The sequence below is a fragment of the Mycobacterium sp. E3298 genome, assembly GCF_001666895.1.
Lineage (GTDB): Bacteria > Actinomycetota > Actinomycetes > Mycobacteriales > Mycobacteriaceae > Mycobacterium.
Window position 1 is genome coordinate 1 of sequence record NZ_LZJB01000412.1, and the last position, 12,452, is coordinate 12,452.

9 protein-coding genes and 1 pseudogene are annotated in these 12,452 nt (G+C 67.2%); 5 read left to right on the forward strand and 5 right to left on the reverse strand.

Annotation, left to right across the window (positions count from 1 at the left end; translation table 11 throughout):
- Both A9X05_RS19525 and A9X05_RS19530 read right to left on the reverse strand, forming a co-directional pair.
- Positions 1–431: FHA domain-containing protein (locus tag A9X05_RS19525; protein ID WP_156736840.1), on the reverse strand; the 431-nt coding region annotated here is incomplete at its 3' end.
- A 128-nt stretch (positions 432–559) separates the two neighbouring features.
- The gene (locus A9X05_RS19530) at positions 560–1,768 is read right to left on the reverse strand and encodes an NADH:flavin oxidoreductase (protein ID WP_067760327.1); all 1,209 of its coding nucleotides are present in this window, start codon (positions 1,766–1,768) and stop codon (positions 560–562) included.
- Between the two features lie 173 nt (positions 1,769–1,941).
- On the opposite strand from A9X05_RS19530, the gene A9X05_RS19535 reads away from it, so the two are divergent.
- The gene (locus A9X05_RS19535) at positions 1,942–2,787 is read left to right on the forward strand and encodes a bifunctional methylenetetrahydrofolate dehydrogenase/methenyltetrahydrofolate cyclohydrolase (protein WP_067760324.1); all 846 of its coding nucleotides are present in this window, start codon (positions 1,942–1,944) and stop codon (positions 2,785–2,787) included.
- On the forward strand, positions 2,784–3,065 hold the full coding sequence (locus A9X05_RS19540; protein WP_067760322.1) for a DUF3017 domain-containing protein: 282 nt from the start codon (positions 2,784–2,786) through the stop codon (positions 3,063–3,065). Before A9X05_RS19535 ends, A9X05_RS19540 begins: the two co-directional genes overlap by 4 nt.
- Here A9X05_RS19540 and A9X05_RS19545 read toward each other — a convergent pair.
- Positions 3,062–3,568, reverse strand: a complete 507-nt coding sequence (locus A9X05_RS19545) for a DUF732 domain-containing protein (RefSeq protein ID WP_067783514.1) — start codon at positions 3,566–3,568, stop codon at positions 3,062–3,064. The genes A9X05_RS19540 and A9X05_RS19545 overlap by 4 nt on opposite strands.
- Before the next feature lie 294 nt (positions 3,569–3,862).
- Here A9X05_RS19545 and A9X05_RS19550 point away from each other — a divergent pair, with 294 nt between their 5' ends.
- Complete coding sequence (locus A9X05_RS19550; protein ID WP_067783516.1) at positions 3,863–5,293, forward strand: FAD-binding oxidoreductase; 1,431 nt, start codon at positions 3,863–3,865, stop codon at positions 5,291–5,293.
- A gap of 4 nt (positions 5,294–5,297) precedes the next feature.
- Here the strand turns inward: A9X05_RS19550 and A9X05_RS19555 are convergent, their stop codons facing one another.
- A complete protein-coding gene (locus A9X05_RS19555; RefSeq protein ID WP_067783519.1) occupies positions 5,298–6,593 on the reverse strand; it encodes a PPE domain-containing protein in 1,296 nt (431 codons plus the stop codon).
- Positions 6,594–6,764: 171 nt separating this feature from the next.
- Positions 6,765–8,597: an NAD-binding protein gene (locus A9X05_RS19560; RefSeq protein ID WP_082971017.1), complete on the reverse strand. Its 1,833-nt coding sequence runs from the start codon at positions 8,595–8,597 to the stop codon at positions 6,765–6,767.
- 710 nt (positions 8,598–9,307) lie between these two features.
- Between A9X05_RS19560 and A9X05_RS19565 the strand changes: the two are divergent.
- Positions 9,308–11,233: pseudogene (locus tag A9X05_RS19565) on the forward strand (APC family permease); the annotation flags it as partial.
- Positions 11,234–11,285: 52 nt separating this feature from the next.
- A partial coding sequence (locus A9X05_RS19570; protein WP_156736844.1) for an APC family permease occupies positions 11,286–12,452 on the forward strand: 1,167 nt, incomplete at its 3' end.

Sequence of the window (12,452 nt, forward strand, 5' to 3'; positions counted from 1 at the left end):
GCGACGGGTGGGCCGGCGACGGGTGGGCCGGCCGGCGCGGCCGACCACGCCGTCCCGGACGGATGCGCGGCCACCGGGATGCCCATCGATTCGGTTTGCGGGGGGCGCCCCGCCATCCCCTGGTGCCGCCCGACCTCGAACATCAGCTGCGGCCCGTCCGGGTTCCCGATGTTGAGGCACTGACCGTCGTGGATGTCGACGACCGGCACCCGCCGGCCGTTCACGAAAGTGCCGTTGAGCGAACCGTTGTCGATCGCCAGCCACCGGCCCTGGTCGAAGCGCAGCAACAGGTGCGCGCGGGAGATGAGCGGGTGGGTGATGCGCATGTCGGCGCGCAGATCCCGCCCGACCACGACGTCGTGACCGGCGGCAAAGGTGCGTTCTGACCCGTCATAACGAACGGTCAGGACGGGCGGGGCTGGTGCACTCATCGAACCAACTGTATCGCGTGAAACCAAGGCGACCCTGAGCCCCAAATGTGCGTATGCGGGGCCGCTCTCGTCAGCGCGCTGGGTCGGATTGCCCGCTTCCTCCTCACGCCGCTATGCGGCGCGCATCGTCAGCGCGCTAGCAGATCGGGGGCGCCCGTGACCACGCACTGGGTGCGGGTGTAGATGGTGGCCATGCACTTGTTGCAGTGCGTGCACGCGGAATGCACGCTGTGCGCGGCACCATCGGCGGAGATCCGGTTGATCAGGTCGGGCTCGGCCAACAGCGCCCGGCCCATCGCGACGAATTGGAACCCCTCCGCCATCGCCAGGTCCATGGTTTCCCGGTTGGTGATGCCGCCGAGCAGGATCAGTGGCATCGTCAGCTCGGCGCGGAACAGCTTGGCGTGCCGCAACAAATAGGCCTCGCGGTAGGGGTACTCGCGCAGGAACTTCTTGCCCGTCATGCGCATGCCCCAACTCAGCGGCGGCTTGAACGCCGCGGCGAACTCCTTGAGCGGTGCGTCACCGTGGAAGAGGTACATCGGGTTGACCAGGGAGCTGCCCGCGGTGAGTTCGATCGCGTCCAGCCCGCCGTCGTCCTGCAGCCACTTGGCGGTGGTCAGCGATTCCTCGATGGAGATTCCGCCGCGGACGCCGTCGGTCATGTTGAGCTTGGCGGTGACCGCGATCGGCGTGCCCTCCTTTTCCACCGCGCGGCGCACGGCCATGACGATGGCGCGGGCCACCTTCGCACGGTTCTCCAGCGATCCGCCGAACTCGTCGGTGCGGCGGTTGATCAGCGGCGACAAAAACGAGCTGGCCAAGTAGTTGTGGCCCAAGTGGATTTCGACCGCGTCGAAGCCGGCCTCGATGGCCAGCCGCGCCGCGTTGGCGTGCCCCTCGATGACGTCGTCGATGTCCTCACGGCTCGCCTTCTTGGCGAACCGCATCCCGATGGGGTTGAAGAACCGCACCGGGGCCAGCGCCCTGGCCTTGTTGGTCTTGGCGTTGGCGACGGGACCGGCGTGGCCGATCTGCGCGCTCACCGCCGCGCCCTCGGCGTGAATCGCGTCGGTGAGCCGGCGGAATCCGGGCACCGCCTCCGGCCGCAACCAGATCCCGTTGCCCTCGGTGCGGCCGCCGGGGGAGACGGCGCAATAGGCGACGGTCGTCATGCCCACGCCGCCCGCGGCGGGCAGCCGGTGGTATTCGATCAGGTCGTCGGTCACCAGGGTGTCGGGCGTGCGGGCCTCGAAGGTGGCCGATTTGATGGTGCGGTTGCGCAGCGTGATCGGGCCGAGCTTGGCCGGGCTGAACACGTCCGGAGGGGTTGACATATCCGGAGCTTAATGGCGGCCGCAAGCCCGGCGAAGCCACCTTCCCGCTCCGCGACACATAACCAGTGGCGACGACTCGCCGATTCCGCTCGCACTGGGTTATGTCTCGCGATGCGCCTGCAGGACGGGTTGCCGTCGACGTAGGAGTCGCCCGCCGTGCCAGACTGTCAGGCGTGGGCGCAATCACACTGGACGGCAAGGCCACCCGCGACGAGATCTTTGTCGACCTCAAACAACGGGTCGCCGCCCTGACCGCGTCGGGCCGCACCCCCGGGCTGGGCACCATCCTGGTCGGTGACGATCCCGGGTCGCAGGCCTACGTCCGGGGCAAGCACGCGGACTGCGCCAAGGTCGGGATCACGTCGATCCGCCGGGACCTGCCCGCCGACATCAGCACCGCGACGCTGGAAGAAACCATCGACGAGCTGAACGCGAACCCAGACTGCACCGGTTACATCGTGCAGTTGCCGTTGCCGAAACATCTCGACGAGAACGCGGCCCTGGAGCGGGTCGACCCGAATAAGGACGCCGACGGTCTGCACCCGACGAACCTGGGCCGGTTGGTGCTCAGCGTTCCGGCGCCGCTGCCGTGTACCGCCCGCGGGATCGTGCACCTGCTGCGCCGCTACGACGTCGAGATCGCCGGGGCGCATGTGGTGATCATCGGCCGCGGTGTGACGGTCGGCCGCCCGCTGGGGCTGCTGCTGACGCGCCGTTCCGAGAACGCCACGGTGACGTTGTGCCACACCGGGACTCGCGATCTCGCCGCGTACACGAGGCAGGCGGACATCGTGGTGGCCGCCGTCGGGGTGCCGCACATGCTGACCGCCGACATGGTGCGCCCGGGCGCCGCGGTCGTCGACGTGGGCGTCAGCCGAACCGAGGACGGGTTGGTCGGCGACGTGCACCCCGACGTGTGGGAGGTGGCCGGGCACGTGTCGCCGAACCCCGGCGGTGTCGGCCCGTTGACCCGGGCGTTCCTGCTGAGCAACGTCGTCGAGCTCGCCGAACGGGCATGAGCGCGCGGTCCGTGGTCCGGGCCCAGTGGCCAATCCTGCTGGTGGGCTTGACTTTCGCCACCGCACTCGCACTGGTCGGGGCCAACTTCTGGCGGCGCGGTTCGCTGCTGATCGGCATCGGCGTCGGCCTGGCGGCCGCGCTGCGGCTGGTGCTCTCCGACGAGCGGTCCGGCCTTCTGGTGGTGCGCAGCAAGGGAATCGACTTCGTCACCACCGCGACCGTCGCCGCGGCGATGGTCTATATCGCGTGGACCATCGACCCGCTGGGCACCGGTTAGATACCCGGCACGGCCGGGATCTGCCGCGGCAGTCCGGGCACTTGCCCGGCCATTCCGGGTAGCTGCCCCGCCATGCCGGGCAGTTGTCCCCCCATGCCGGGCATGCCCGGCATCTGCGGGACGGACAGATTGCCACTGGCCAGGTTCGCCATCTGCTCGGGACAGTAGGTCTGTATCGCGATCGTGGTGAACATCCGCGCCATGGCGGGTGACATGCCCCGGCCGGAGACGCTGGACGCGGCCGCGGCGAAGTTGCCGCCCGGCTGGGAGAGCATCGGGCAGATGGACTGGCCCACGGACATCGCGTTCCCGGGTTCGCCGAAGTCGATGCCGGCGTGGTTGAGCGCGTCGATGAAGTTGTCGTCGGGATTGTCCGCCCGCACCGGCGCGGCCAGCGCCGACGCCGCGGTGAGCAGGGCGGCGGCCGCGGCCAGCAGACGAACGGTCAGGGGCTGGTTCCGAAAGACCCCGATCCAGCGGTTCGTTCGTCCCGGTGCCTTCATGCGGCCTCCCCCTCGGTCGTGGAGTGCGCCGGATGCACTCGAATCACGTTGTGAACTCTGAGCTATCACTGTCACGTTTGCGACACGGTGGGGTAAAGGTTCGCACAAATAAGCGTTTTGTGGCCCGGTGGCGGCCGCGGCGTCGATTATTGCGCCGCGTGCCTCGTCAAGCCGCTCGACGGATCGATTCCACACTGTGATCTGACACGGGCGCCGGTGCCGCGCTTTTGCGTGAGAAATGTTTAAGAATCTCCGCACATGACGACTAATCGCAGCCGTCCCCTGGACCCGTCCTTGCAGCGCGGCATCTCGCGCCACGCGTTTCTACGCAGCGCCGTCGGAATGTTGGCCACCGGCGCCGTTTTCGGCACCTCGCGCGCGGCCGCCGACCCCCCGGCCGGTTGGGGCGGCCTGGCGTCCTCCATCGGCGGCAGCGTCGTGCTGCCCGCCAACAGTGCCCAATTCTCAACCAGCAAAAAGGTTTTCAACTCGTTTTACGACAGTTCCTCTCCCGCTGCGGTGGTGACGGTTTCGTCACAGGCGGATGTGCAGAAGGCGATCGCGTTCGCGACGGCCAACAACCTCAAGATCGCGCCCCGCGGCGGCGGCCATTCCTACGTCGGTGCGTCCGCCGCGAACGGCACGATGGTGCTCGACCTGCGTGGACTTCCCGGTGGCGCCAACTTCGACGGCAACAACCTCACCGTGACCCCCGCGACCACCCTGTACGCCATCCACCAGGCGTTGACCGGTGCCGGGCGCGCGATCCCCAGCGGCACCTGCCCCACCGTCGGCGTCGCGGGGCTCGCTCTCGGTGGCGGCATCGGGCCCGACACCCGGCACGCGGGCCTGACCTGTGACGCGCTGCAGTCCGCCACGGTGGTGTTGCCCAGCGGGGACGTGGTAACGGCTTCCGCCAACGACAACCCGGATCTGTTCTGGGCGCTCCGGGGCGGCGGCGGCGGCAATTTCGGCGTGACGACGTCGATGACGTTCTCCACCTTCGCCACCTCGGACAGCGACGTCGTGCGGCTCGACTTCCCGCCCGCGTCGGCCACGCAGGTGCTGGTCGGGTGGCAGTCCTGGCTCAACGGCGCGGACCGAAACGCCTGGGGCATCGTGGATCTCATGATCGGCTCCGCCCCGAACTGCCACGTGCTGGCGACCTGTCCCGCGGGAGCGGGCTCGGGCGTGGCCGACGCGATCAAGTCCGCGGTGGGGGTGGCGCCGACCGCCGTGTCGAACAAGACGATGAACCGCACGGATCTGGTGATGTTCCTGGCCGGCGGCAGTTCCAACCCTCCGGCGCGCTCGTTCGTGGCCGGGTCGGACGTCATCGGCCCGGTGGATTCCGCTGCGGCGCACGCGATTGCTACCGCGATCGGGCAGTGGCCCGCCGGCGCCGGACAGGCGTCGGTCCTCGTCGACCCCCTCGGTGGTGCCGTCGCCGACGTGGCCCCGGGCGACACCGCGTTCCCGTGGCGCAATCAGTCGGCGGTTCTGCAGTGGTACGTCGAACCCACGGGCAGCCAGGTCGCCGCCGCGAACACCTGGCTGACCTCCGCACACCAAGCGGTGCAACAGATCTCGGTCGGGGGATACGTCAATTACCTGGAGGCCAACGCCGCCCCGGCGCGTTACTTCGGCTCGAACCTGTCCCGGCTGACGACCGTGCGGCAGAGGTACGACCCGAACCGGATCATGTTCTCCGGGCTGAACTTCTAACGGTTCAGCGCCCCAGCAGACGATTTCTCTGCTCGATGTATTCCTCGTCGGAGATCAACCCCTCGTCGCGCAGCCTGGCGAACTCGCGGATCTCGGCGGCGATCCCCGTCACCACGGTGCGCGGCTCGTCCTCCGCGGGCCCTTCTTCCGCCTTTTCCGCGCCAGTGGACTGGCGGCCGACCGGTTCCGCGGCGAACGGCACGCGGACACGGTTACCCGCGAACGCCTCGCGGATGGCGCGTCCGGCCGTGCCGGCCAGGGCGATCTCGCCGAACGTGCTCTCGAGGCTCGGCGCCGCGACGGCCGCAGCGGCGGGCGCGGCCGGGAGCGCCAACGCGATCGGGCGTACCGCCGGGGTCGCCGCCGCCCAGGTGGGTGGAACGGAAAGGCGGCCGATTGAGTCGGACTCGCCGAGACCGGCGGACACCGTGCGCGACAACACATTCGGCGTGGCCACCGCGTCTGGCGGCGTCACTGACCTGACTATCGACAGGGGCGCGCCGTTCGCATCCCAGTCGCTGACGATGTCGTCCGTGTGCAGACCGGTTTCCGCGCCGACGAGGTCGATGGGCATCGACACCGCTCCCAGTGGGGCCAGCGGGGCGTCGACACCGTAGGCGATCGCGTCGGCGCCGACGTTGATCAGGTCCAACGGTGTGTTCACCCCCAGCGCGGACGCCGCGCCGCCCGCCGCCCCGGTCGTCGAGGCCGCCGACCCGGCGGGCAGCTCGGCGGCCTGGCTCAGCGCGCTTGCCTGCGTAGCCGATCCGACGGGGTCGGTGTTCTGCTGGGGCGGGGTGAATGGCGTCAGCTGGGTGGCCGCCGCCGCTGACCCCGCGTAGCCGTACATTGCCACCGCATCTTGCGCCCACATCTCGCCGTATTGGGCTTCGGTGGCGGCGATCGCGGGGGTGTTCTGCCCCAACAGATTCGTGGCGACCAGCGCCGCGAGCAGGCTGCGGTTGGCCGCGACCTCCGGCGGCGGCACCGTCGCCGCGAACGCGGCCTCGTAGGCGGCGGCGGCCGAAGTGGCTTGCGCAGCGGTCTGCTCCGCCTGCGCGGCGGTGCCGCTCAACCACGCCACGTAGGAGTTGGCGGCGGCGGCCATCATCACCGATGACGGCCCCAGCCACGGTCCGGCGGTAAGACCGGAAACCACCGATTCATACGAGCTGGCCGTCGAATGCAATTCCGCCGCAACCGATTCCCATGCCGCGGCGGCGGCAAGCATCGGCCCCGACCCCGGACCGGCATACATCAGGCCCGAGTTGACTTCGGGCGGTAGCGTCGCAAAATCCATTCGGGTGCCTATTCAGCCGACCGGAGGATGCCTGCACCGATGCCGATCGTGCGAATTGTGGACGACAAAGCCTTTCCCCCTGCATGATTTGCTGTTGATGCGCGGCGGCCCTGCGCCGCGCGGTCGCGACCCGGGCTTGCGGCCCGCGGGTCGACGAACGTTGTGCTGTGGTCAATGGCTGGCTATACCGCGCGCTCCTCTGATCGGTTCCAGGCGGCGAACGTTGTCTTCATTCGAAACCGCTGCTGGTTCGTCGCAACCGCAATCACGACCAGCCTGTTGGTCATCCGTGATCGGCTGGGGCGCGGGCTGCCCCTTGCGGAGGGTGGCGATGAGCTCCCGGTACGGACCGACCAGGTAGACGGTGTCACCGGCGCTTAGCCGGGAATCGCGGCGCGGGTGCAGCCGAACCGGGGCGTCGTCGCGGGTGACCGCGATCACCCGCGTTTGCGTAGACACCTCGAACATCTGCAGACCGTCGAGTTCGCTACCGGCCTGCACATACATCCCGCCGATCAGAAACGACCGGTTCCCCACCGAGAACGTCCCGAGCACCTGCAGGCCCATTGCCGCGCCGATGAACCAGGGCGCGGCCAGTTCGACTGTGGAACGGACGTTTTCGAATCCGAACCGCTGCGCGACCGCCGAGCCCAGGTCGTGGTCGTACACCCTCAACACGAGCGGAACCTTGCTCCACCGGTTGCCGACGGGTGCCGGTTCGGAACCCAACATCTCGCGGACCACGATTCCCGTCTCGATGTTGACCATGTCGTCTCGGGTCAGCACCGCCACCGCCCGAGCGGTGTCCACCCGGGCGGCTTCCATCGTCTGGCGCAATGTCGCGTCCCCGAAGATAACCGGCACGTCGAGGTCGGCCGTCGTCGACAGGAAGGGGTTGTTCGGGTCGCGCTCGATCACCGCCACGTCGTAGCCCGCGTCGGTCAGGTCGGTCACGACCCGGACCCCCAGCGCGCTCAACCCCACCACGATGATGTGGTTGCGCAGGTGTCGCGCCCGCGGGCGGGCGGACAACGTGAGGAATCGGCGCGACAGCAGCACATCGGCGATGAAGGCGACCAGCAATGCGGTGGTGGTGACGCCGGCCAACATCAGCACGGCGGCGTACAGGCGCAGCCAGGTCGGCTGTTTGGCGAAGCTGAAGTCGCCGTATCCGGTCGTGGTGATGGTCTCGTTGGTGAAGTAGAAAGCGTCGGTCCAGGACATGCCTGGGTGGGTGTAGGAAAAGTGCAGCAGGGTCGTCGAGCTGATGATCAAGAGGACGAGGGCGGCTATCAGCGGGTAGAAAGCGGGATTGACCTCGTTGGGCAGGGCCCGCACCGCGTAGAGGACACGGCGCAGCCGGGATTGGCGCGACCGCATCTTCGGGTTACGTGGCACCTTGACGCCGCAGGCGGCCGCCTCCTCGGTGGTGCCGATCATTGCCGTCCAGTCGCCGGCGTTGACCCGCAAATCGCGCCCGGGGCACACCACGACCTCACCGGGGTGGTCGGCGTCCTCGTTGTGCACCATCGCGACCGGGGCGAGGTCGCCATAGATCTCGCGCAGCGACGCGTCGAACGGCGCCTCGGCGCCGAAGACCACGAATTCGATACCTGCCACTTCGAAGGGATGTGTGGTGCGTGCCAGGCACGCCTCGACGACCGCGGCCCCCGCCAGATCCGCGACGCCCAGGATGGAGCTGGGCCCCTCGTCGGCAGCGACCGCTTCGCGCAACACGTCGTTGGCCACCCGCGCCACCACACGGATGTCCGGGTTGGCCTTCCGCGCCAGCAGCGCAATCTCCAGGTTCGTCGCGTCGTCGTCTCCCGCGCACACGACAGCGGACGCCGTGGTGACGCCCGCCCTGGCGAGCTGGGTCTTGACCCGGGCGCCCGCGAGTTCCGAATCGAGAAGCCTGGCGACGCGCGCGCCCGCCCGCTTCAGCTCATCGACGATCGTCGACGCGAGCGCGTCATCACCGCTGACGATGATGCACTGGCTCATGAGGTCCTATCCCTCCGCGAAACAATTACTACCCTCCGGTGAACGTCGACCTGGATTGGTTTTCTCCATGCGTCCGGTGGTGCAGAGACGCGAAACCCATGTGGCACAAGCACTTATTTCGCTTAGGCGGGTGTCACGCGCTACTCCAAGGAAATGGAGATCTAATTCGATGCTAACAGACAGATTTGGAGTGCGGTGAGACTGAACGCATCCACCGTGCAAGAGCAGAGGCCCGGAGCGTACAAATACGCCCTCCGATTGCGCTGGAGCGCAACAGAACTCAATTAATACAACCATGACTTGTGTGAATTGCTATATTAGTGGTGGCGGTCAGCCGTGTTAGAAGATTTGCTGTACAACACCTTTGACGTTCCTGTGGTGATGCTGGTCATCGGCTCCTCGGCGCGGCGGGCTGGGTGTCGGCTACCAAGTGCCATACATCACAACGGGTTTCGCGTCGGACTTTTCGAGCCGTCCCGGGTGCCAGAGAAAGGCATCTGCATTACCGATTGGCGCTTGTTTGTTACATCCAGGTCACCCCGCTGGGAGTGTCCTGGCAATTATTCTGCCAATCTCCTGTGTTTGTTCTTCTAGGTCGCGGACGGTAGGGCGACAAAAACAATTGTGGCAGATACTCTTTCGGCGGGTTCCCGGATCGAAGGGGGCAAATGTCATGCTTGGGGGAAGGAATATCGCCTGTGGCAACACCTTTGGCTGAGCGACGGACCGTTGATCACAAGGCATGGTCGTCGTCGTTCTCCGACGTCTGCAAACGAGGCTTGCTCGGTAAACCCCTGATCAACTCGCAGCTCGAGCACGAGAAGTTGTCCAACCCGGTCGCGCTCGGCGTGCTCTCACCCGACGCGATCTCATCGACCGCCTACGGCTCCGAGCAGATCATGATCGAGCTGCTGCCGGCGGCGGGGATGGCCGCGTTCGCCCTGTTGCTTCCCATCACCGGGGTCATTCTCTTGATCCTGGTGCTGGTCGCCGCGTCCTACCGCCAGGTGGTGATGGTCTATACGCGGTCCGGTGGGTCCTACGTCGTTGCGCGGGAGAACTTCGGTCCCCGGGTGGCGCAGGTCGCCGCGGCCGCCCTGCTGATTGACTACGTCGTCACCGTCGCGGTGCAATGCGCGGCGGGCACGGTGGCGGTGGCCTCGGCGCTACCGGTCCTTGGCCCCTACAGCCTCGAGATCACGGTCGGCATGGTGCTGTTGATGTGCTTTGCCAACCTGCGCGGGTTGCGGGAAGCCGGCGCGCGTTTCGCGTTGCCCACCTACGCCTTTGTGGCCATGGTCTCGCTGACCATCGTGGTCGGCGTCATTCGTGAACTGATCGGCAACCTGCCGGTCTACGATCCCCAGCACATCGCCGGAGCGGTGCCCGTCCACCAGGGCAGCGGCCTGGTGATGGGCGCGACGCTGTTGATCGTGTTGCGTGCGTTTGCCAACGGCGGCTCGTCACTGACCGGGGTGGAAGCCATCTCGAATACGGTCACCACCTTCCGCAAGCCGGAGGGCATCAACGCCCGCCGGGTGATGACGATCATGGCCTGCATTCTCGCGTTCCTGCTGGCGGGAGTGGCCTGGCTGACACATGTGACCCACGCCGTCCCGTACTCCGACGGATACCCGTCGATGCTGTCCGAGATCGCCCGGGCGGTCTTCGGCCACGGAGCAGTCGGCAACGTCTTGTACATCCTGGTGCAGGCGTCGACCGCGGCCATCCTCTACACCGGTGGTAACACCAGCTTCAACGGCTTCCCCGCGCTGGCCAATTTCGTTGCGGGAGACCGCTTTTTGCCCCGCCCGTTGATGAAGCGCGGCCATCGACTGGTCTTCTCCAACGGCATCATCGCCCTGACCGCGCTGTCGGTCGCGCTGCTGCTCATCACCGGCGGCTCGGTTGACGCATTGGTGCCGTTCTACGCGATCGGTGTGTTCACCGGCTTCTCGATGGCCGGCTACGGCATGACCAAACACTATCTGTCCGAGCGCGGCCCGGGCTGGCGGCGCAAGGCGGCGGTCAACCTGTCGGCCGGGATCCTGTCGACGATCGTGGTGGGCATCTTCGCGGTGGCCAAGTTCACCGAGGGCGCGTGGCTCATCGTCGTCGTATTCCCGCTACTGGTGTTGGGGTTGATGCGACTCAACCGGCAGTACCGCGTGGAGGCGTCCGTGCTGGAGATGTCGCGCACGGAAAAGCCGGTCCTCTCCCGATACACGCGGCACCGGGTATTCGTCTTCGTGGACTCCGTCGACCTCGCGGAGGTCGAGGCCATGCGATACGCGAACGGACTTCACGCCGACGAGCTCACCGTCGTGCACTTCGTGGTCGACTCGGATCACGCAGCGCGGTTGTCGCAGCGCTGGGAGGTTTTCGAACACGACACCCCGCTGCGCCTGATCGACTGTCCGGATCGGCACCTGAGTCGGGCCGCCCATGAATTGGTCCTGCGGGTGCTCAACGAGCATCCGGATACCAAGGCGACCGTCCTGCTGCCACGCCGGACCTACTCGCCGCTCGTGGGCCGCCTGTTGCACGATCGCACCGCGGACAAGATCGCCCGGGCGGTCAGCCGGATCCCGGGCGCGGCCGCGCAGATCGTGCCTTATGACATCGAGTCCCGCATCGCCGAGGTCACCCGCGCGGGATGAGGCAATCCGGTCTCGAGAAAGGGATGTTGTGACGCAACCGAGTGGCGAGATACCGCTCTCCTTCACCGACAAGTGCAAACGGCTTTTCCTCGGGGAGCCGTTGACCACCGACCAGCTGGACGGCGAGAGACTGCCGAATCACATTGCCCTCGGCGCGCTTTCGCCGGACGCGATCTCATCGACGGCGTACGGCACCGAGCAGATCATGGTCGAGCTGCTCCCGGCGGCCGGCATGGCGGCGTACGCGTTGGTGCTCCCGATCACCGGTGTCATCTTGGTGATTCTCGCGCTGGTGTGCGCGTCGTACCGGGAGGTCGTGATGGCCTACACGCGGGCCGGCGGTTCCTACACGGTCGCGAGGGAGAACTTCGGTCCGCGGGTGGCGCAGGTTGCTGCGGCGGCGCTGCTGATCGACTACGTGGTGACCGTGGCGGTGCAGCCCGCGGCGGCGACAGTGGCGGTGGTGTCGGCGATTCCCCCGCTGCGGCCCTATCACCTGGAGATCACGTTGGCGGCGGTCGTGCTGATCTGCCTGGCCAACCTGCGCGGGCTGCGGCGGTCGGGCCGCACGTTCGCATTGACGACCTACGCCTTCGTCGGGATGATCACCGTGACGATCCTGACCGGGTTTGTGCGTGAAATGTTCTGGGGGTTACCGCGATACGATCCGCAGCACATCGCCGGCGCGGTGCCGGTGCATCAGGGCGGCGGCTTGGTGATGGGTGCGACGGTCCTGATTCTGTTGCGTGCGTTCGCCAACGGCGGCACCTCGTTGACAGGCGTCGAGGCGGTGTCCAACACCGTCAACGTCTTCCAAAAGCCGCAGGGCCCCAACGCGCGTCGCGTGCTGACGTGGATGGCCTGCATCCTCGGGTTCTTGCTCATTGGTGTGGGCTGGCTGACCCACGTCACGCACGCCGTGGCCTATCTCGACGAATACCCGTCGATGCTTTCGGAGATAGCCCGGGCGGTCTTCGGCCACGGCGTGATCGGCAACGTCCTGTACTTCCTAGTTCAGGCGTCGACCGCGGCGATCCTGTTCACGGGTTGCAACACCAGCTTCAACGGCTTCCCCGCGCTGGCCAGCTTCGTCGCCGAGGACCGTTTCCTGCCCCGCCCACTCACGAAACGCGGCCATCGCCTGGTGTTCTCCAACGGCATCTTCGTGCTGACCGCGCTGGCCATGGTCCTGCTC

Bases quoted from the DNA above. Each gene is read 5' to 3' on its own strand.
- A9X05_RS19555 (WP_067783519.1), bottom strand. From the start codon at position 6,593: ATGGATTTTGCGACGCTACCGCCCGAAGTCAACTCGGGCCTGATGTAT.
- A9X05_RS19530 (WP_067760327.1), bottom strand. From the start codon at position 1,768: ATGTCAACCCCTCCGGACGTGTTCAGCCCGGCCAAGCTCGGCCCGATC.
- A9X05_RS19545 (WP_067783514.1), bottom strand. From the start codon at position 3,568: ATGAAGGCACCGGGACGAACGAACCGCTGGATCGGGGTCTTTCGGAAC.
- A9X05_RS19560 (WP_082971017.1), bottom strand. From the start codon at position 8,597: ATGAGCCAGTGCATCATCGTCAGCGGTGATGACGCGCTCGCGTCGACG.
- A9X05_RS19540 (WP_067760322.1), top strand. From the start codon at position 2,784: ATGAGCGCGCGGTCCGTGGTCCGGGCCCAGTGGCCAATCCTGCTGGTG.